General features: G+C 74.9%; 16 protein-coding genes and 1 tRNA gene. 8 read left to right on the forward strand and 9 right to left on the reverse strand.

Annotated features, from left to right (window positions below; all coding sequences use genetic code 11):
• Positions 1 to 86: 86 nt before the first annotated feature.
• From B9L22_RS18125 to B9L22_RS18140, 4 genes are all read left to right on the forward strand, one after another.
• On the forward strand, positions 87 to 518 hold the full coding sequence (locus tag B9L22_RS18125; protein ID WP_086151515.1) for a globin: 432 nt from the start codon (positions 87 to 89) through the stop codon (positions 516 to 518).
• A 142-nt stretch (positions 519 to 660) separates the two neighbouring features.
• Positions 661 to 1,509 (forward strand): acyl-CoA thioesterase II, encoded by an 849-nt coding sequence (locus B9L22_RS18130; protein ID WP_232322803.1) that lies wholly within the window; start codon positions 661 to 663, stop codon positions 1,507 to 1,509.
• Positions 1,510 to 1,542: 33 nt separating this feature from the next.
• Positions 1,543 to 2,532, forward strand: coding sequence for a DNA topoisomerase IB (locus B9L22_RS18135; protein ID WP_086151416.1), 990 nt, complete (start codon positions 1,543 to 1,545; stop codon positions 2,530 to 2,532).
• A complete protein-coding gene (locus B9L22_RS18140) occupies positions 2,529 to 4,109 on the forward strand; it encodes an SDR family oxidoreductase (RefSeq protein WP_086151417.1) in 1,581 nt (526 codons plus the stop codon). The genes B9L22_RS18135 and B9L22_RS18140 overlap by 4 nt, the downstream gene beginning before the upstream one ends.
• A 34-nt stretch (positions 4,110 to 4,143) precedes the next feature.
• Here the strand turns inward: B9L22_RS18140 and B9L22_RS18145 are convergent, their stop codons facing one another.
• The 8 genes from B9L22_RS18145 to B9L22_RS18180 all read right to left on the reverse strand — a co-directional run bounded on the left by B9L22_RS18145 (position 4,144) and on the right by B9L22_RS18180 (position 16,003).
• On the reverse strand, positions 4,144 to 4,641 hold the full coding sequence (locus tag B9L22_RS18145; protein ID WP_043658693.1) for a thioesterase family protein: 498 nt from the start codon (positions 4,639 to 4,641) through the stop codon (positions 4,144 to 4,146).
• 186 nt (positions 4,642 to 4,827) lie between these two features.
• Positions 4,828 to 6,582, reverse strand: coding sequence for a GTPase (locus B9L22_RS18150; protein WP_086151418.1), 1,755 nt, complete (start codon positions 6,580 to 6,582; stop codon positions 4,828 to 4,830).
• Positions 6,579 to 8,708 (reverse strand): dynamin family protein, encoded by a 2,130-nt coding sequence (locus B9L22_RS18155; RefSeq protein WP_086151419.1) that lies wholly within the window; start codon positions 8,706 to 8,708, stop codon positions 6,579 to 6,581. The genes B9L22_RS18150 and B9L22_RS18155 overlap by 4 nt, the downstream gene beginning before the upstream one ends.
• A gap of 144 nt (positions 8,709 to 8,852) precedes the next feature.
• Positions 8,853 to 9,806, reverse strand: coding sequence for a phosphotransferase family protein (locus B9L22_RS18160; protein WP_086151420.1), 954 nt, complete (start codon positions 9,804 to 9,806; stop codon positions 8,853 to 8,855).
• Positions 9,807 to 10,074: 268 nt separating this feature from the next.
• Positions 10,075 to 11,757 carry an energy-dependent translational throttle protein EttA gene (ettA, locus tag B9L22_RS18165; RefSeq protein WP_021483138.1) on the reverse strand — a complete coding sequence of 561 codons (1,683 nt, stop codon included), beginning with the start codon at positions 11,755 to 11,757 and terminating at the stop codon, positions 10,075 to 10,077.
• A gap of 135 nt (positions 11,758 to 11,892) precedes the next feature.
• On the reverse strand, positions 11,893 to 12,693 hold the full coding sequence (locus tag B9L22_RS18170; protein ID WP_086151421.1) for a single-stranded DNA-binding protein: 801 nt from the start codon (positions 12,691 to 12,693) through the stop codon (positions 11,893 to 11,895).
• Positions 12,694 to 12,737: 44 nt separating this feature from the next.
• Positions 12,738 to 14,324, reverse strand: a complete 1,587-nt coding sequence (locus tag B9L22_RS18175; protein ID WP_086151422.1) for an ABC transporter — start codon at positions 14,322 to 14,324, stop codon at positions 12,738 to 12,740.
• Positions 14,321 to 16,003 carry a GTPase gene (locus tag B9L22_RS18180; protein ID WP_143317378.1) on the reverse strand — a complete coding sequence of 561 codons (1,683 nt, stop codon included), beginning with the start codon at positions 16,001 to 16,003 and terminating at the stop codon, positions 14,321 to 14,323. The genes B9L22_RS18175 and B9L22_RS18180 overlap by 4 nt, the downstream gene beginning before the upstream one ends.
• A gap of 132 nt (positions 16,004 to 16,135) precedes the next feature.
• Here B9L22_RS18180 and B9L22_RS18185 point away from each other — a divergent pair.
• A tRNA-Arg gene (locus tag B9L22_RS18185) sits at positions 16,136 to 16,211 on the forward strand.
• 225 nt (positions 16,212 to 16,436) lie between these two features.
• Positions 16,437 to 16,667: a hypothetical protein gene (locus B9L22_RS18190; protein ID WP_086151423.1), complete on the forward strand. Its 231-nt coding sequence runs from the start codon at positions 16,437 to 16,439 to the stop codon at positions 16,665 to 16,667.
• Between the two features lie 71 nt (positions 16,668 to 16,738).
• Here the strand turns inward: B9L22_RS18190 and B9L22_RS20305 are convergent, their stop codons facing one another.
• The gene (locus tag B9L22_RS20305) at positions 16,739 to 17,668 is read right to left on the reverse strand and encodes an excalibur calcium-binding domain-containing protein (protein WP_198947341.1); all 930 of its coding nucleotides are present in this window, start codon (positions 17,666 to 17,668) and stop codon (positions 16,739 to 16,741) included.
• Between the two features lie 448 nt (positions 17,669 to 18,116).
• Between B9L22_RS20305 and B9L22_RS18200 the strand changes: the two genes are divergently transcribed.
• Positions 18,117 to 18,839 carry a hypothetical protein gene (locus tag B9L22_RS18200; protein WP_086151424.1) on the forward strand — a complete coding sequence of 241 codons (723 nt, stop codon included), beginning with the start codon at positions 18,117 to 18,119 and terminating at the stop codon, positions 18,837 to 18,839.
• 327 nt (positions 18,840 to 19,166) lie between these two features.
• Complete coding sequence (locus tag B9L22_RS18205; protein WP_021482025.1) at positions 19,167 to 20,384, forward strand: toxic anion resistance protein; 1,218 nt, start codon at positions 19,167 to 19,169, stop codon at positions 20,382 to 20,384.
• The last annotated feature ends 26 nt before the right edge of the window (positions 20,385 to 20,410 follow it).

Here is a 20,410-nt window from a genome sequence, read left to right on the forward strand (position 1 = left end):
CGGGCTCGGGAGCGCGCCGCCGCCGGTGCGATGATGGGCCGGTGACGACCGAGCCCACCCCCCGCCCGACGCTGCCCGTCGCCGGCCTGTCGAACGGCGCGCCGGCCGACCCCGCGGGCGCGACCGCGCCGGTCCGCCCGAGCCGCACGTTCTACGACGAGGTCGGCGGGCACGAGACGTTCGTGCGCCTCGTCGACGCGTTCTACGAGGGCGTCGCGGACGACCCGGTCATGCGGCCCATGTACCCCGAGGAGGACCTCGGCCCGGCGCGCTGGCGGCTCACCGCGTTCCTCGAGCAGTACTGGGGCGGCCCAACGACGTACAGCGAGCAGCGCGGCCACCCGCGCCTGCGCATGCGGCACGCGCCCTTCAAGGTCAACCCCGACGCGCGCGACCGCTGGCTCGCGCACATGCGCGCCGCCGTCGACACCCTGGACCTGCCGCCGATCCAGGAGGCGACGCTGTGGGACTATCTGGAGCGCGCGGCGCACTCCCTCCTCAACACCTTCGAGGACTGACCGACCCGCCGCCCGAGCGAAGGAGCCCCCACCCGTGACCCCCGAGCCCACCCCGCCGTCGACCTCCTCGGCCTCCCCCGGCCCGACGTCGGACGCCGCCCCGCGCGAGCAGGTCCCGAACCCGCTGCACCACCTCCTCGACGTGCTGCGCCTCGAGCGGGTCGGCGACGGCGACGGGTCGGCCGCCGACCCGGAGCACTTCCGCGGCGTCTCCGTGCACCAGCCGACGGGCCGCGTCTACGGCGGGCAGGTGCTCGCGCAGGCGGTCCTCGCCGCGGGCCGCACCGTCCCCGAGGGCCGGCTCCCCCACTCGCTGCACGGGTACTTCCTGCGACCCGGCGGCCTTGACGTACCGATCGACTTCGCGGTCGAGCGGCTGCGCGACGGGCGCTCGTTCAGCGCCCGCCGGACCCACGCGATCCAGCACGGCAAGCCGATCCTGTCGATGATCTCCTCGTTCCAGGAGGAGCAGGGCGGCATCGAGCACGCGTCCGAGATGCCCGACGCCCCGGCCCCCGAGGAGGTGCCGTCCGCGCTCGACGTGCTCGGCGGCATCGACCACCCCATCGCGCGGTTCTGGTCGCACCACTCGGCGTTCGAGCTGCGGCACGTGGGCGGGTCGCTCTACCTGCACCCGGACCACGAGCCCAAGGACCACCAGATGGTGTGGATGCGGGCGCGGGGCGACGTCGGCGACGACCAGCTGCTGCACCGAGCGCTCATGGCGTACGCGTGCGACCAGGTCATGCTCGAGCCGATCCTGCGCCAGGCGGGCACGAGCTGGGTCACGCCCGACATGTCGATCGCGAGCCTCGACCACGCGATGTGGTGGCACCGCGACGTGCGCGTGGACGAGTGGCTGCTCTACGTGCAGTCGGCCCCGAGCGCCCAGGGCGGCCGAGGGCTCGGCGCCGCGCGGGTGTTCGCGCAGGACGGCACGCTCGTCGCGTCGATCGCCCAGGAGGGCATGGTCCGCCTCCCCGCGCTCTGACGGGCGACGGACGCGCGTCGGCCCGACACTGTCCTGGTGCGACTGCGCCGCGTGACCGTGACCTCGCCGGGGTACACCCGCCGCCCGAAGGGCGACGCGTGGGTGTTCCTCGACGTCGAGGGCCTGCCCCTGGCCGACGAGGAGGAGGTCGCACGGTGCGAGCGCCTCGCCGTCCCGCCCGCGTGGTCCGACGTCTGGATCTGCCGGTACCCCAACGGGCACATCCAGGCGTTCGGCCGGGACGTCGCCGGGCGCGGCCAGTACCTCTACCACGAGCAGTGGCAGGTGCGGCGGGCCCGCCGCAAGCACGACCACGTGCTCGACGTCGGCCGTCGCCTGCCCGCCGCCCGGCGCCGGGTCGCGCGCGAGCTCGAGCTCCCCGGCATGCCGCGCGAGAAGGTGCTGGCGCTCGCGTTCCGGCTGCTCGACCTCGCGTACTTCCGGGCGGGCGGCGAGATCTACGCGAAGCAGAACAACAGCTACGGCCTCGCCACGATCCGCAAGGAGCACGCGCGCGTCCGCCGCGACGGGAGCGTGCACTTCCACTACCCGGCGAAGTCGGGCCAGGTGCGTGACGTGGTCGTCGAGGACCCGGTCGTCGCCGAGCTCGTGACGACGCTCAAGCGGCGCCGGGGCGGCGTCGAGCTGCTCGCGTGGCGCGACGTGGACGCGACCGGCAGCGCGGTGTGGCACGACGTCACGAGCGCCGACGTCCAGGCCGGCATCAAGGAGCGCCTGGGCGACGACGCGACGCCCAAGGACTTCCGCACGTGGCACGCGACGGTGCTCGCCGCGCGCGCCCTGGCCGACGCTGGCGCGGCGCCCGCGTCCGAGCGCGCCCGGCGCCGGGTCGTCACGGGGATCGTCAAGGACGTCGCGGAGGAGCTCGGGAACACGCCCGCCGTGGCGCGGTCGTCGTACATCGACCCGCGGCTGTTCGACCTGTGGGAGCGGGGCGAGACCATCGGGTCGACGCGCTCGCAGACGCGCGCCGAGCGCGAGGTCCTGGAGCTCCTCGGATGAGGGCCGCGGTCACCGGGGTCACCGGGTACGTCGGCGGGCGGCTCGTGCCCGAGCTGCTCCGCGCCGGCTTCGAGGTCCGCGCGCTCGCCCGGCACCCCGAGCGGCTCGCGGGCCGCGAGTGGGCGGACGACGTCGAGCTCGTCGAGGCGGACGCGAGCGACCTGGACCAGATCCGGGCGGCGCTCCAGGGCGCCGACGTGGCGTACTACCTCGTGCACTCGCTCGGCACCGGGCGCACGTTCGAGGTCCGCGACCGACGCACCGCGCTGACGTTCGCGCGCGCGGCCCGCGAGGCCGGCGTGCGGCGCATCGTCTACCTGGGCGGGCTGTTCCCCGACGTGCCGGAGGGCGAGCTGTCGCCGCACCTCGCGTCGCGCAAGGAGGTCGGGGAGATCCTGCTCGCGTCGGGCGTCCCGACGACCGTCCTGCGCGCCGCGGTCATCCTCGGCTCCGGCTCCGCGTCGTTCGAGATGATGCGGTACCTCACCGAGCGGCTCCCGGCCATGACGACCCCGAAGTGGGTCGACAACCGCATCCAGCCGATCGCGGTCCGCGACGTGCTGCGCTACCTCGTCGGCTCGGCCTCGATGCCCGACGACGTGTCGCGCGGCTTCGACATCGGCGGCCCCGACGTGCTCACCTACCGCGACATGATGCAGCGATACGCGCGCGTGGCGAACCTCCCCCGGCGGCGCATCGTCAGCGTGCCGGTGCTCACACCGCGGCTGTCGTCGCACTGGGTCGGCCTCGTCACGCCCGTGCCGAGCGGCATCGCCCGCCCCCTCGTCGAGTCGCTCCAGCACGAGGTCGTGTGCCACGAGCACGACATCGCGCAGTACGTCCCCGACCCGCCCGAGGGGCTCATCGGGTTCGACCGGGCCGTCGAGCTCGCGCTGGAGCGCATCCACGACGGCGAGGTCACGACACGCTGGTCGTCCGCGTCGGTGCCCGGGGCGCCGTCGGACCCGCTGCCGAGCGACCCGGACTGGGCGGGCGGCTCGCTCTACGTGGACGAGCGCCGCACCGTCGTGGACGCGCCGCGCGAGGTGCTCTGGCGCGTGATCGAGGAGATCGGCGGGCAGGGCGGCTGGTACTCGTGGTCGCTCGCGTGGCGCGTGCGCGGCCTCATGGACCGGGTCGTCGGGGGGCCGGGCCTGCGCCGCGGCCGGCGCGACGAGCGCTACCTCCGCGTGGACGACGAGCTCGACTGGTGGCGCGTCGAGGCGATCGAGCCCGGACGTCGGCTCCTGCTGCGTGCCGAGATGCGGCTCCCGGGCCTCGCGTGGCTCGAGCTGCGCGTCGACGAGGCGGCGGCCGAGCTCCCCGACGCGACCGACCCCGACGCGCCGGGTCCTTCGCCCGAGGACGCCAGCGGGCCGGGCCGGACCTACTTCGCGCAGCGCGCGCTGTTCCACCCGCACGGGCTCGCGGGCCAGCTCTACTGGTGGGCCGTCAAGCCGTTCCACGGCGTGGTGTTCGGCGGGATGCAGCGCAACGTCGCCGAGGCCGCCGAGCGCGCCGCGCGCAGCGGTCGCCCCTCCGCGGACCGGCCGCGGGACGACCGAGAGGCGGGCTGACCGGAGCGGCGACGCACGCCGCCGCTCCGGGGGCTCAGCGGCGGCGGCGGAACGTCAGCGGCTCCTCGACGAACGGCTCCCATGCCGCGCGCTCGGCCTCGCTGATACGCCGGGGCGAGCCCGTCGCGGCGTCGACCACGACGATCGTCGTCGCGGCCTTCGCGTACGGGGCGCCGCCCGAGGTGGGGCCGGTGCGCTCGAAGCGCGCGGCGCCGTCGTGCACCTCGTAGCAGACCTCGAGGCTGGCCCCGCCGAGGTGCCCGATCCACAGCTCGACGCGGACGGGCGTGCGCGTGAAGCCGAGCGGGCGCAGGTACTCGATCTCCTGGCGCGCGACGAGGGTGTGGCTCGTCGCGTGCGGGCCGGTCTCCAGGACGGCCGTCGGCCAGGCGTCCTCGCCCGCGTCCGGGTGGGTCCAGAACGCGGTGATGCGGGCGTCCTCCAGCAGGCGGAACATCTCGACGTTGTTGACGTGCGCGTACGCGTCGAGGTCCGACCACCGCAGGGAGACGGGGACGTGCAGACGGGTCATGGAGGGTCCTCTCGCTCGACGGTGCGGCCCGGCGCGACCGGCGGGCAAATGCCCCGGTCACCGGACCGGGTCCATTCTCCACCGGCCCGCCGACCATGAGGCTCCTCCGCGCCGAGCACGAGCTTGCTGTCGTCCTGGCGCCCAGGACGACGGCAACCTCGTGCTCGGCGTCAGGAGGTCGGACGGTCAGGACGCGGCGACGAGGGCCGCAGCGCGGCAGCTCGCGAGCGCGGAGAGCTCCTCGCCCACGGGGAGCCGCACGAGCCGGTCGGCCACCTGGCCGACGGCGTCACGCAGCCGCCGTCGGGCGCGCGCCGCCCGCCGTCGTCCGCCCACCGCGGCCGCGGCGCGCGAGACGAGCGCGACGAGCACGCCCACGACGATCCCGCCGAGGGCGAGCAGCGTCGGCCACGGCAGCTCCGGGGCTCCGGGACCGCCGAGCGTGAGGACCGGCGTCGGCGGCTCGGGCAGGCGCAGGTAGGTGAACCCCCACAGCGCGGCGAGCCACAGCAGGCCCACGACGAGCGCCGCGAGCACGAGCCACTGGAACGCGCCGACGACGCGCCACCACACCGGACGGCGGGCCGCCTCGAGCTCGGTCCCCGCGACGGCCTGGTCGAGCGCGTCGGCGAGGTCGGCCGCACCCTCGGACGCCCGACGGCGCACGGCGAGCGCCCAGTCGTCCGGCACGCCCGCGGTGGCCTCGGCCGCGTAGTCGCGCACCGCCGTCTGGGCGCCGGCCCGCAGCGCGGCACCGACCGCCGGGAGCGAGGTCCGCGCGAGCTCGGGCCGGCTCGCGCTCTCGCCCGTGCCCAGCTCCTTCGCCGCCCGCGCGCGGGCCGAGCCCGGCGCAGGCCCGGTGCGCAGCCCGATGCGGCGCAGGGGGTCGGGCCGGAACCGGCCGACCCAGCGCGTCACGGGCCAGCCCGTCGCGGCGCGCGCGTCCCGCACGGCCGAGCCGCGCACGGCGGCGACGACCGTCGGGACGCCCGCCGCGGCCTCCAGGGCGTCGACGAGGCCGTCGCGCGCGCGGCGCGCGGCGCGCTCCGGGACGGGCTCCCCGCACGCCGCCGCGACGCGGCGCGCGACGGCGCGCACGTCGGCCGCGAGCCGGTCGTTCGACGCACGCCGCCGGGCCGCGGCGTCCGCGAGCAGCCCCCGCAGCTCGTCCAGGCCCTGGCCGGTGCGGGCCGAGACGCCGAGCACGCGCGCGTCGGCGAGCCCGTCCTCGGCCGCGAGCCGGCGCAGGTCGGCGAGGCACGCGTCGGCGTCGGCGGGCGTGAGCCGGTCCACCTGGTTGAGCACCAGGACGACGACCGACCCGTGCCCCGCGAGCGGGCGCAGGTAGCGCTCGTGCAGCGCGGCGTCCGCGTACTTCTGCGGGTCGACGACCCACACGAGCAGGTCGGCGCGCTCGACGAGGCGTTCCGCGCGCACGCGGTGCTCGACGACGACCGAGTCGTGGTCGGGCAGGTCGAGCAGCACGAGGCCGCTCGTGAGCTCACCCGCGCGGCGACCACGCAGGAGCGCGCGCAGGCCGCCGCCCGCGCGCGCGTCGCCCGGGTCGCCGGACGTGAGCGGGGTGCCCATCTCGTGGCGCCGCCGCACCTCGAGCCAGTCGAGGAGGGCGGCCGGTCCCGCCGGGCCGGCGGCGGGTCCGGACGCGCCCCACACCGCGGCGAGCGGGTGGGACGTCGTGGGCCGCTGCACCCCGACCGTCGCGAGCTCGGTGCCCGCGAGCGCGTTGAACACCGACGACTTGCCGGAGCCGGTCGCGCCCGCGAGCGCGACGACGGTGTGGTCGGCCGAGAGCCCGGCCCGCTCGCGCGCGCGGGCGACGACGGTCCGCGCATCGGCGAGCAGGTCGGCGTCGACGCGCCCCTCCCCCGCGCGCACGGCGGTCTCCAGCGCGGTCGTGCGCGCCGCGAGGTCGATCGTCATGCCTGCTCACCCCCCAGCAGGCGGCGCCAGAACCCCGGCCGCCGGGCCGGCTCTGCCGCCTCGTCCCCCGGCGCGACCGCGGGCTCGTCCGGAGGCGGGGGCGTCCACCCCGCGCCGCGCAGGAGACGCGCCGCGTGCCGGCCCACGGCGGTCCGGCCGCCGTCCGCACCGGGCGCGACGGCGGGGCGAGCGGACCGCTCGACCCGGGCCGCGGCCTCGACCGCGCGCGCCGCCTCGAGGACCGAGCGGGCGGTCTCGTCGGCGTCGGCCGTCCCGAGGGCGTCGAGCTGCGCGGTGTAGCGCAGCGCCTCGTCGTCGAGCACCACGCGCACCCGCTCCGCGAGCCGCTCGCGCGCGGTCCGGGTGAGGCGCCGCACCGCGTCGTCGCCGAACACGGCCTCCAGGAGCTTCTGCGCGAGGATCGCCGTCCCGCCTGCGATCCCGACCTCGGCGCCCGTCAGGCCGCCGGTCGACGCGAACACGACGACCATGAGGCTCAGCCCCAGCCCGTTGATCCCGAAGGACAGCGCCCGCGCGGCGCCACGCTTGCCCGCGCCCTGCTCGCGCACGAGGTCGAGGACGTCGGACTGCCAGCCCCGGATCTCCTCCGCGACGCGCGCCCGCACGCCCGCGGACGACCGCGCCAGGTCGAGGCCGTCGAGCAGGGCCGACCCCGCCGGGTCCGCGCGCCACCCGCCGTAGGCGCGCTCGGCCGCGACGTCCGTCGCGTCGAGCACCACCGCCTCCAGCCCGTGCGCGATCGCCTGCTCGACCTGCGGCGCCTGCGCCGGGCGCCCGCGGAAGAACGCCGCGAGCGCGTCGCGGACCCGGCCGACGCCCTGCTCGACGGAGCGGAACAGCTCGCTCGTGCCCACGAAGTCCTGCCAGCGCGCGAGCACCTCGCCGCGCAGCAGCGCGCCGTCGCTCGTCGCGGCGTCCACGGTCGTCGCCGCCTCGTCGTACGCGCGCACGACGACGCCGCGCAGGCGCGCGTCCGACGCCGCCTGCGCGTCGGCCGCACCCGCCACGAGGACCGCCCGGCGCACGAGGTCGTCCACGACCCCGTCGCGCGTCGCGGTCGCGACCCGGTCCCGCTCGTCGCCGTCCGCACCCAGCGCGGAGAGCCACGACGCCACCGCGGCGACCGCCCGCTCGGGGAGGAAGCCGTCGACGAGCTCGGACTCCCCCACGACGAAGAGCGTCGCGGCGTCGAGGCCGTTCTCGTCCATCATCCGGCGCAGGTCGTCCGCCACGGCCTCGGTGCCCGGGTCGACCCGGTCGAGGACCATCGCGACCTGCGCGCGGCGCTCGGCGGCACGGTGCAGGAGGTCCCACGGGACGGCGTCGGCGTAGCGGGCGGCCGTCGTGACGAACAGCCACAGGTCGGCCGCGGCGAGGAGCTGCGCGGCGAGCTCGCGGTTCGCCGTCTCCACGGAGTCGACGTCGGGCGCGTCCACGAGCGCGAGGCCCTGCGGCAGCGCGTCGCTCGCGACGAGGCGCAGCGTGCGCGTCGGGTCGGGCGGCGTGGCGGGCTCGCCGGGCCTGGTCCCGGTACCGGGACCGGTCTGGGTGCCGGTCGGGGTGCCGGGGGCGGCGGACCGGGTGCCGTGCTCGCTCACGCGCGCGAGCCCGGGCAGCACGCGGTCGGTCGAGAACCAGCGCTCGTCGAGCGGGTGGTGGACGAGGACGGGCGCGCGCGTCGTCGGGCGGAGCACGCCGGGCGCTGAGACGTGCTCGCCGAGGAGCGAGTTCACGAGCGTCGACTTCCCCGCTCCGGTCGACCCGCCCACGACGACGAGCAGCGGCGCCGCGTGCGAGCGCAGCCGGGGCAGCAGGTAGTCGTCGAGCTGGTGGACCGCGAGGCCGAGGTCCTCGCGCGCCAGCGCCGCGCCGGGCAGGTCGAGCGGGAGCCGCGTGGCGGCGAGCCGCCCTCGCAGGATCTCCAGCGCCGCGACGAGCCCCGTGGTCGCCGAGGCGCTCGCCGCGACCCCACCGGCGCGCGGGCCGTCGGGGTGCGGGCCGTCGGGGCGCGGCGCGTCGGGACGCGGGCCGTCGGGGCGCGGGCCGTCGGGGGTCGACGCGTCCGGACGGACCGCGTCGTCTCCGAAGTCACCGCTGGCTGTCATCCCGTCAGTCTGCCGGAATGCCGCTGGCCAGGCCCGATGGGACACGGCAGGGCCGTCCCCGGCACCCCCGCGAGATCGGGCGTACGGGTCGAGACCGCCCCTGCGAGGGCCGACCGCGACCGCACGAGCCGGTCCCGTGGAAGGTCACTCCCTCAGGCGGTGCCGGAGCCACGCGACCCCGACCTCGGCCTGCGCCCGCTGGAACACGCGCAGGTGCGGGATGCCCGGCGGCGCCGGGTCGAGGGAGGACTTGAGGAAGTAGCCGGTCAGCGCGGCGAGGTAGGAGGTCACGGCGTCGGGCTCGACGTCGCGCGGCAGAGGGTGACGCCGCAGCACCTCCTCGGGCGGCGGACCGCCTTCGACCTGCACGGCCGGGAGCATGCCGACCGCGTCGCAGAACGCGGCACCCCGCGCGGCGCACGGCCAGTCGACCGCGACGGCGGCACGGTCGACGAGCACCGTGTTGTCGCCCCGGAGGTCGCCGTGGACGAGGTGGTCCCCCGCCGTGGCCTCGGGCCACGCCGACGCCAGCACGGCGAGCCGGTCGAGGCGGTCCGCGACCCACGGGTCGTACGTGCCCAGGCCCGCCGGACGACGGTCCGCGAGGTCCTCCCACTCGCGCCACTCCACCGTGTCCGCGAAGCGCGGGAGCGGGGAGTCGGCGGGCACCTCGACCTCGCCGATGCGGCGGGCGAGGTCCGCGACCGCCGCGAGCTCGTCGTCGCGCCACGGCGTGGCGACGGCCCGGCCGGGCACGGCGTCGAACGCCAGCGCGACCCAGGCCCCCGCACCGTCGAGGTCGTCGTCGAGCACCCAGCGGAGCGCAGGCGCCGGCGTCCCGGCGGGCAGCGCCCTCGCGGTCCGCGCCTCGAGCCGGTACAGGTCGGCGGTGAAGGGGTGCTCGGGACCGACCGCCTTGACGAACACGTCGCCCGCGTCGGTCCGGAGCGTCGACGCGAGCCCCTGCGAGTAGCCGCCGTCGTGGCTCGTCCAGCCCGAGACGCCGGCACCCAGCAGGGTCTCGAGGGCGGCGCGGACCGCCGCCGGGAGGTCGGGCCAGGAGGGGCGCACGCGCGAGGGGGCGAGGTCGAGGGTCATGCCGAGGGATCCTCGCGACCTCCGACGGGCGACGTCAACGCCTATCCGCGTCGCCGAGCCGCCACGGACGGCGGGGACGGTCCGTCCCGCTGGACCGCCGAGGTCCTGACGGCGGGGCGCCCGGAGGTCTGGACGGGCCGACGGCTCGCGAGCCCGACGGCACGACCTTCCCGCCGGCTCGGCCGGCCAGGACGGGCCCGGACGCGCCGACGCCGGGCGGGAACGGGTCCCGCCCGGCGTCGTGGCCGATCCGTGCGACGACGGTCGGTCAGTCGCGCGTGAGCTTGCGGTACGTCACGCGGTGCGGGCGGGCCGCCTCCGCGCCGAGACGCTCCACCTTGTTCTCCTCGTAGGAGGCGAAGTTGCCCTCGAACCAGTACCAGCTCGCCGGGTTCTCCTCCGTGCCTTCGTACGCGAGGATGTGGGTCGCCACGCGGTCGAGGAACCACCGGTCGTGGGACACCACGACGGCGCAGCCGGGGAACTCGAGCAGCGCGTTCTCGAGCGAGCCCAGCGTCTCGACGTCGAGGTCGTTCGTCGGCTCGTCGAGCAGCAGGAGGTTGCCGCCCTGCTTGAGCGTCAGCGCGAGGTTGAGGCGGTTGCGCTCACCACCCGACAGGACGCCCGCAGGCTTCTGCTGGTCCGGGCCCTTGAACCCGAACGACGCGACGTACGCGCGCGACGGGATCTCGACGTTGCCGACCTTGATGAAGTCGAGGCCGTCGGACACGACCTCCCACAGCGTCTTCTTCGGGTCGATGCCGCCGCGCGACTGGTCGACGTAGGAGATCGACACGGTCTCGCCGACCTTGAGCTCGCCGCCGTCCAGCGGCTCGAGCCCGACGATCGTCTTGAACAGCGTCGTCTTGCCGACGCCGTTGGGGCCGATGACACCGACGATGCCGTTGCGCGGCAGCGTGAAGCTCAGGCCGTCGATGAGCTGGCGCCCGTCGAAGCCCTTCTGGAGGTTCGACGCCTCGAGGACCAGGTTGCCCAGGCGCGGGCCCGGCGGGATCTGGATCTCCTCGAAGTCGAGCTTCCTCGTGCGCTCGGCCTCGGCAGCCATCTCCTCGTAGCGGGCGAGACGCGCCTTCGACTTGGTCTGGCGGCCCTTCGCGTTCGAGCGGACCCACTCGAGCTCGTCCTTCAGGCGCTTGGCGAGCTTGGCGTCCTTCTTGCCCTGGACCTGCAGACGCTCCTGCTTCTTCTCCAGGTACGTCGAGTAGTTGCCCTCGTACGGGTAGAGGCGCCCGCGGTCGACCTCGCAGATCCACTCCGCGACGTGGTCGAGGAAGTAGCGGTCGTGCGTGACGGCGAGGATCGCGCCCGGGTACGTCGCGAGGTGCTGCTCGAGCCAGAGCACGGACTCGGCGTCCAGGTGGTTCGTGGGCTCGTCGAGCAGCAGCAGGTCCGGCTTCTCGAGCAGGAGCTTGCACAGCGCGACGCGGCGTCGCTCACCACCGGAGAGCACCGACACGTCGGCGTCCGGCGGCGGGCAGCGCAGCGCGTCCATCGCCTGCTCGAGCTGCGAGTCGAGGTCCCACGCGTCGGCGGCGTCGATCGCCTCCTGGAGCGTGCCCATCTCGGCGAGGAGCGCGTCGAAGTCCGCGTCGGGCTCCGCCATGAGCGCGGAGATCTCGTCGAAGCGCTGCTTCTTGGCGAGGATGTCGGCCACGGCCTCCTGGACGTTGCCGAGCACCGTCTTCTCCTCGTTGAGCGGCGGCTCCTGGAGCAGGATGCCGACGCTGTACCCCGGGGAGAGGCGCGCCTCACCGTTCGACGGCGTGTCCAGGCCGGCCATGATCTTGAGGATCGTGGACTTCCCGGCGCCGTTGGGGCCCACGACGCCGATCTTGGCGCCGGGCAGGAAGTTCAGGGAGACGTCGTCGAGGATGACCTTGTCTCCGTGCGCCTTGCGCGCCTTGTACATGGAGTAGATGAACTCAGCCACAGCCTGTCGTTCCACCGTTTCGGTCGGGAGAGGTACGGGATTCGTCGACCACTCAGCCTACGCGGTCGGGCCGCCGGGACGCGCCCGACGGCGCCGCGACCGGTCGAAGGTCACGACGCCGCCCCGTCCCACGGCTCAGGCGGCCGCCGTCACGCTCCCCTTCCGGGCGGTGCGGGCACGCGGCGCACGAGCGCCCGCGGGGCCACCCGCGCCGCGCGGGCCGTCCCCGACGGGCGGGCCTTCCCCGACGGGCACGGCGCCGGGGTCGTCCGCGGCAGGAGGCGCGGCGGCGACGCCCCGGTCGTCGGCGGAACCGGCCACGCCGGGCTCCCCGCCCAGCGCCGCGGCGACGTCCGCCGCCGCCCACGGGTCGTCGTCGGCGGGCTCGTCGAGGACGGGCCCGCCGGGGACGGGCTCACCGCCGCCGACGCCCGGGCCCGGGCCCGCGTCGCCCCCGCCTGCGGCGTCGGGCACGCCGCTCGGGTCGAGCGTGCCGGCCGCAGCGGGCGGGACGCCGTCGACCGCGTCGGCGGGGCCGCCCTCGGTGCGGCGCGTGGCGTCGTCGTCGCGGCGGTGCACCGTGCGCGTGAACCGCGCCTCGCCGAGCGTGAGGTCGGGGCCGAGCGCCGTCGCCTCGACGACGAGGCTCGTGCGCGGGCCGTCCGGGCCGTCCCACTCGTCGAGCGAGAGCCGGCCCGTGACGACGACCGGGTCGCCCTTGTGGAGCGAGAGCGCGACGTTGCGCGCGGTGTTCTTCCACGCCTTGACCGTGAACCACAGCGTGCGGCCGTCGACCCACTCGCCGCGCTCGCGGTCGAGGTAGCGCCGGGTCTGGGCGATCCGGAAGCTCGTGAAGTCGTTGCCCGACTGCGAGCGGAACAGCGTGGGCGTGGTCGCGACGAAGCCGGACAGCGTGACCGTGACGTCACCGGGCATGGTTCCTCCTGAGGTCGACGGCCGGGCTGGTCCCGGCCACCGCCTCAGGGTGCGGTGGGAGCGGCGGTGCCGTCCGGCGTCGGGCCCTCGCCTGTGGACGAGCTTGCGCCGTCCATGCCTGGGGGTAGCCGTAGCGCCCCGGTGAGCGGCGCGGCGGGCGTCTTGTCCCGCGCGGACTGCGCCAGCTCGCGCACCTGCCGGTGCAGGTCGAGGAGCTCCTGGGTGGGCCGCCCCATCGCGTCCTGCACGACGCGCTCGATCGCACCGCGCCCCGAGGCGAGGACCTGCTGCTCCCGGCGTCGGGCGAGCGTGCGCCGCACCTGGAGCGCGACGAGGAACGCGACCACCGCGCCCAGGACGGCGACAGCCGCCACGACCGCGCACACCGTGACGAGCGTGCGCCCGAGGTCGAGCACGCGCAGTGAGCCGAGCACCGCCAGGACCCCCGCCACGACCCCGACCGCGAGCGCCGACCAGGCCGCGCGCCGCGTGGGGCGCGAGGACGACGGCCCGCGCGTGTCGAGGGGGATCTTCGCGAGCGCGGACCGCGTCGCCTCGGCGACGCGCGGAGACGGCGCGACGGCCTCGTCGAGGGCCTTCTGCCAGCCGGACCGCAGCGAGCGCCCCGCGCGCGCGAGCCAGCGCGAGCGCGACAGGGCGACGGCGTCGGGCTGCGGCGGCGAGAACTCGGGCCGCCCGTACCCGTTGCGCACGGCCGCGCCGACCTGGCCCGCGACCGCGGCGAGGCCCGTCGCGTCGGCGAGCGCGTCGACCTCCTCCTCGACGGCCGTGCTCATCGTCCACGGGACGTCGCCCGGGAGCTGCTCCAGCAGGAGCGCCCCGGCGCGGTCGAGCTCGCCCGCGACACGGCTCGCGGCGACGCTGCGTCGCGCGACCGCCTGCTCGAGCAGCGACCGCAGCTCGTCCAGGCCCTCGCCGGTGCGCGCCGAGACGGTGGTGACGTAGACGCCGTCGAGCCCGTCCTCCTGCAGGAGGCGGCCCATGTCCTCGACGAGCGACGCGCGGCGCGCCTCGGGGACGGTGTCGATCTGGTTGAGCGCGACGACCATGGAGCCTTCGAGCCCCGTCGACTTCTGCAGGTAGCCCGAGTGCAGCGCGTCGTCGGCGTACTTCTGCGGGTCGACGACCCACACGAGCAGGTCGACGAGCGGCAGCACCCGGTCGACGACCGCGCGGTGGGCGGGCTCGATCGAGTCGTGGTCCGGGAGGTCGAGCAGGACGAGGCCGCCGAGCGCCGACTCGTCCTCGGCGTCGAGCTCGCCGTCGCGCGTGATACGACGCTCGGGGTCGACGTCGAGCCAGTCGAGCAGCGCCGTCGCGGCGTCGCTCCACGAGCACGCCGTGACCCGGGCCGTCGTGGGCCGCTTGACGCCGACGTCGGCGAAATCGAGGCGCGACACCCGGTTGAAGAGGCTCGACTTGCCCGACCCGGTGCCGCCCGCGAGCGCGACGACGGTGTGGTCGACGCCGAGCGCGAGGCGTTCGCGCACGCCGCCGATCGCGTCGCGGACCTGGGCCGCGACGGCGGGGTCGAGGCGGTCGCCCGCGAGGTCCACCGCGCGCGCGAGGTCGTCGACCCGGGCGCGCAGCTGGGCGTCGTGGGACGTCACATGAGCCTCCTCAGCTCGGCGAGTCGTAGGCGCAGGCCGACGGCGGCGTCCGCGGCGAGCGCGGGGTCGGCGAGCGTCGTGAGGACGGGCTCCGCCTCCCGCTCGACCATGGTCGCGGCCCGGTCAGCGAGGTCGTCGCGCAGCGCGGCGACCGCCTCGTCGCCCTCGTCGGCGAGCACGGTCCGCACGAGCCGGGCGGCGTCGTCGTTCCCTGCCGCGCCGGCGAGGAGCAGCGCCGCGACGCCCGTCTCCCCGAACGCCTTCACCGCGGCACGGCCCGCCTCCGACGCCGACGGCGCCCCGAGCGCGGCCACCACGTGCTCGGCGCGCGTCGCCCACTGCTGCACCTGGGTCGTCGCGGACGCCTCCCGGCGCGCGGCGGCGGCGTCCTCGGCGGGCAGGACGTCGGCCCCGCCGGGCAGCGGGCGGTCGCCGTCGAGCGCCGCGCGCAGCGCCTCGTACGCGAGCACCCCGTCCGCGGCGAGCGTGCGCCGCGCTGCGTCGCGCGTCTCGTCGAGCAGCGGGGCGAGCACCAGGTCGCGCGCGCGGCCCCGGCGACGGGACGACCGCACGACGCCGCCCCGCACCTTGACGCGGTCGACCCGCCCGGCACCCGTCACCTGGGCCCAGCGCGCCTCGAGCGACCCGTGCGCGACGGCGCCGTCCAGCGCGGTGCGGCGCACGGTCTCCTGCACGGGCGGCAGCGCCCGCTCGACGGCGGAACGCAGGTCCGCCGCGGCCTCGACCTGCTCCTCCACCGCGTCCGAGACGCCGGTGACCCAGTCGGGCAGGGCCGCGAGCGACCCCTTGAGCGTGCGCACGATCACCGCGCGGGAGCGGTCCGGACCCGCGAGCATCGTCAGCCAGCGCGCGACCGGCGCGACGACGGAGCGGTCGAGCAGACCCTCGTGCGGGCCGACGTCGGGCACGACGAACAGCGGCACGCCGTCCATGCCGTGGTCGCGCAGCCGCTGGAGCAGGTCGCCGCGGATCGTCGTGAGCGTCTCGCGCGGGACGCGGTTGAGGACCATCGCGACGCTCGCGCCGCGCTCCTTCGCGCGCGACAGCGCCTGCCACGGCAGCGCGTCGCCGTAGCGCGACGCCGTCGTGACGAACAGCCACAGGTCCGCCGCCTCGAGGAGCAGGCTGGCCGTGTCGCGGTTCTCCGACAGCAGCGAGTCGAGGTCCGGGGCGTCGAGCAGGCCCGTGCCGCGCGGCACGCCGTCGTGGTCGATCACGCGCGCCACGCGCGTCACCGGGCCCTCGACGATGACGTCAGCGTCGAGCGGGTTGAACGCGAGCACCGGCTCGCGCGTCGTGGGCCGCAGCACGCCCGCCTGCGACACCTCCTCGCCGAGCAGCGAGTTGTACAGCGTCGACTTGCCCGCCCCCGTCGACCCCGCGATGACCACGATCGCGGGCGACGACAGCTCCCGCAGCCGCGGCAGCAGGTGCTCGTCGAGCTGGGTCAGCAGACGGCGGCGCGAGGCGTCGGCCTCGGTCGCGCCGTCGATCGCGAGCGGGAGGCGCACGTCCGCCACGTCGCGGCGCAGGTCGCGCGCGACGTCGAAGACCGTGACACCGAGCTCCTCGGTCGCCTGAGCGGGACGCCACGAGCCCGGCGCCCGGCCGGCCGAGGTGGCGCTCGCGTCGCTCGTGGCGGCGTCTGGGGTTCTCACTGGTTCATAGTGACCGCTGTCGAGGGCGCCGCCAAACGCACGCGCCGGACGACGCACGACCACCCGACCTGCGGCTCCACCACCGCGGCCCCACCTCCCGAGCACGCCCGGCGCCCACTACGATGGGCGCGCGCCTCGATAGCTCAATGGATAGAGCAACGGCCTTCTAATCCGTAGGTTGCAGGTTCGAGTCCTGCTCGGGGCACCACGCCGGACCTGTCAGAACGCACGTCAGCGGCGCCGGAGCCGCTGCCCTGCTGGGCAAACGCTGGGCAGCACCGCACAATCTCACCTGCTCTTGGCGGGCGGCCGCAACGTGCCCGGCGTCACATAGGCGGCATGGGCCTGGGGAGGGCAAGGTCATCGTCGCGTCGTCGCAGCGATCCTGCACGACGAGCTCGGCGAGTTCGTGTCCGACACATGGCTCGCCTGAGTGGTCGCTGTCGGCGCGGTCCTCGCGGCCGTTGCCGCATCGCTCGCCCGGATCATGGCGATCCCCGCCGTCGACGCGTGGCTGCGCCACCTCGGCCTCTCCTCGACACCGACCTTCCCGGCCGTCGGCCGGGACCGCGCCCCCGCCATCACGGCCCTGACCGCCGACGAGCGCGGCGCGGTGACGCACTTGCGCGAAACCAAGCGCCACGACGACTCTCGATTCACCTGACCTTGCCGCGGCATGACGAAGCGCCCCGCTCTTTCGGGAGGGCGGGGCGCTTCTCGACGTTCACGACCGCGTCAGCCGAAGTAGCTCTCGCACGCGATGCCGTCGTTGTCAGCGTCGAGACCGAACACGTCGCCGTACAGGGAGTAGTAGTGGCGGTACTCAGCCTGGGCAGCTGCCTGGCTCGGGTAGTCCTTGCAGTCCTTGTCGAAGCTCGGCCGCCCCGGCGCGCCGTAGACGATCGGTCGGGGCTGACCCATCGCGGTCCATTCGGCGTAGTTGATCGCACGGTTGAGCCCCGGACCCGCGTAGTACAGCGTCGGCGAGCCGTAGTTCTGGTAGACCTGGTCGCCGTTGACCCGGTTGACGACCTGCGGTGTGGGGAAGCCCTCGGCCTGCCACTCGCCGTAGCTCAGGCGGTAGCCCTGGCCGGCGGAGATGTTGGTCAGCCGCACGATGGTCGAGTCCCAGGAATACTTGACGAAGCCCTCGTTGGCCCGGTTCACGTACGGCTTGAACCCGGTGTCGCGCCACTCGTTGTAGGTGAGCTTGTGGTTCACCCCGCCGTTGGGCTCTTCGATCAAGATCTCGGCGGACGTGCCCCACTTGTACACGTACGAGCCTTCGATCCACCCCGCGTTGCGGGGAGCGGGCTTGCCCGCCCGCGACCAGTCCGCGAAGCTCAGCTCGTCCCAGAGCCACACGTTCGGGTCAGCCGGGTCGAAGAACGTGACCGCGTGGATGCTCGGGGCCCACGAGTACTTCACGTAGTTCGTCGGGGCCGCCTTGGGAGACGGGAAACCCGCATTGCGCCACTCGTCGTACGTGATCGGGTAGATCTCACCCGCGCCGCTGTCGACGTGCCAGATCTCGCCGGTGTACTTCGTGAGGTAGTACCCGTCCGGAACCCATCGTGCGCTCGCCGGTGCCGCCGCTGAGACCGCGACCGCGAGCCCCAGCCCAACCGTGGCGACAGCCGCTGTCGCCCTCTGCCACATTTTCATGTCGTGCCTCTCCGCACGGGTGGAACCGCTCCCCCCGACGCTCGCAGCATCGCCGCCGCGCGTCCTGGTACACCAGTACCTGAGACCAACCTGTGACCAGACTTCACCCGGGCGCGTCGCGTTGATCGCCCGCGGCCACCGGGCCCGTCTCATTGAACAGGCTGCGGCCGGCGCGGGGCCGTGCGAAACACGCCCTCAACCCCAAGCTCGTCCGTCGTTGTCGGAGATATCCTGAACCTCGTCTCCATCTTCCGAACTTGAGAATCCGTAGGGTGCAGGTTCGAGTCCCGCTCGGGGGACCACGCGCGACCCCCCGCGCGAGGCACGTCACGCCCGGGCCAGCCTGGAAGCGCCTGCGGCGCGACGATCCCCCACACGCTCGTGTCGGCCGAGGCGGCCGTCTCGCACCCCGGGTATCAGGAACGGCGCATGTCCCTCTCTCCGCTACGTGGGTCGCTGGGGGCACGCTCGCCGTCGCGCGCTCTGCGCTGCCCTCCTCCTGGCCGTCCCGGCCACGCTCGTCGGCTCGACCGCGAGCGCCGACCTGCCCGCGACCGTCCCGTCCCCGCGCTTCGCCGCCTACTCCCCCGTGACGCCCGGGACGTCGTGCGTGCCCGACGACGTCGCGGGAGTCGTCAACGCGATCGCGTGGGAGGAGATCGAGCGGCTCGGGGAGCGCGGGCTGCCGGTGTGCGACGTGCGGTGGCGGTTCGTCCCGGGCGGCGTCGGGTGGTGGGGCTTCGCCGACGCGACCGTGCGGCCCGGGGAGGCGCCGCGGGTCTGGATCGTCGAGGACGTCGCCGCCTACGGCGACGACGACGCGGTCGAGGGCGAGCTGCTCGAGCAGCACGTCCGCACCACGGTGCGGCACGAGCTCGGGCACGTGCTCGACGCGCTGCTGGGCCTCTCGGAGGACGACCTCCGGGACCTGGTCGTCGTCGAGCTCGACCGCGAGCGGCCGACCCTCCGTCCCGCGCGGGAGGCGTTCGCGGAGGCGGTGACCGTCGCGCTCACCCCCGACGGCGAGGAGCGCACCTGGTTCTACGACGAGCACGTGCCCGAGGAGAACGTGCGCGCGGCGGAGCTCGTGATCGAGGCCTTCACGTCCGACCGGCAGGAGCGGGAGCCTCGTGCCGTCGACGGATCACAAGGACCAGCTCACCGACCCTGAGCGACCGACGATCGCAGGTGGGCCGCGACCAGGGCTCGTCAGCCGTTCGGGTCCCGCTCACGTCCGGCACCGCCGGGCGTCCCCGGAACGTGCCCGCGCGAGCCGACGGCGGAACTCGCCGGCGGCCCGAACGTTGGTCTGACATGGGGAGTTCTCACCCTCCCGATCCCCGGAAAGGGTAAAGATCCGGCCACCGGTCGTAGATATACTCGCCCGACCGGCGCAGGCCGGTTCCACCCGGTTCGCCCGGGTCGAGGGGGAGCCCGCGAGGGCGTCCTCCACCCGCCACCGACGGCGTCCGACGGCACGCACGAGCGAAGGACCGACATGACCGAGGCAGCACCGCTCCAGCCCCCCGCCCCGACGGAGACGCTCACGCTCAGCGCCCCGGAGCCCGTCAAGCCCGTCGCGGCGACCCAGGCGCCGGCGCTCGCGCCGCGCATCGACGAGGCGGCCATCCCGGGTCTCGAGTCGAAGGTGTCGTCCTACCTCGACCAGCTCCTGACCACGGACACCCGCTCCCCCGAGTTCGGCGCGAAGGCGGACGACGTCCGCAAGATGGGCGACAAGGACATCCGCGCCGCGGCCGACGTCTCCAACCGCATGCTGGAGATGCCCGTCAAGGAGCTGCGCGAGGGCGGTGTGTCCGACAGCTCGAAGGTGAGCAAGTCGCTGCTCGAGCTGCGCCGCACCGTGGAGGACCTCGACCCGAGCGAGGCGAGCGTCGGCAAGAAGTTCCTGGGCCTCATCCCGTTCGGCGGGAAGCTCCAGGACTACTTCCGCCGCTACGAGAGCTCGCAGAAGCAGCTCAATGCGATCGTCCAGTCGCTCTACAACGGCCAGGACGAGCTCCGCAAGGACAACGCGGCGCTCAACCTGGAGAAGCAGAACCTCTGGGACACGATGGCGCGGCTCAACCAGTACATCTTCATCGCCGAGCGCCTCGACACCGAGCTGTCCACGAAGATCGCGGAGATCGAGGCGAGCGACCCGGAGCGGGCCCAGGCGCTGCGCGAGGACGTGCTGTTCTACGTGCGCCAGAAGCACCAGGACCTGCTCACGCAGCTCGCGGTGTCCATCCAGGGCTACCTCGCGATGGACATCATCATGAAGAACAACCTCGAGCTCATCAAGGGCGTCGACCGCGCGACGACCACGACGATCTCGGCGCTGCGCACCGCCGTCATCGTGGCGCAGGCGCTCGCGAACCAGAAGCTCGTGCTCGACCAGATCACGGCGCTCAACACGACGACGTCGAACATGATCGCGTCGACCTCGAAGATGCTGGCGGACCAGTCGGCGAGCATCCAGCAGCAGGCCGCGAGCGCGACCGTCGGGCTCCCGCAGCTCCAGCAGGCGTTCGCCAACATCTACGCGACCCTCGACTCGATCTCGACGTTCAAGACGCAGGCCCTCGACTCCATGGCGCAGACCATCGGCGTCCTGGAGACCGAGACGACGAAGGCGAACGAGTACCTGGACCGCGCGCGCCGCTCCGACCAGTCGCAGGCGGGCAGCGGCTCGCTCGACATCGGCCGGCTGTGACGCCCCGTCCCCCGACCACCCCTCCC

The organism is Cellulosimicrobium sp. KWT-B (assembly GCF_002127155.1).
GTDB classification, from domain to species: domain Bacteria; phylum Actinomycetota; class Actinomycetes; order Actinomycetales; family Cellulomonadaceae; genus Cellulosimicrobium; species Cellulosimicrobium funkei.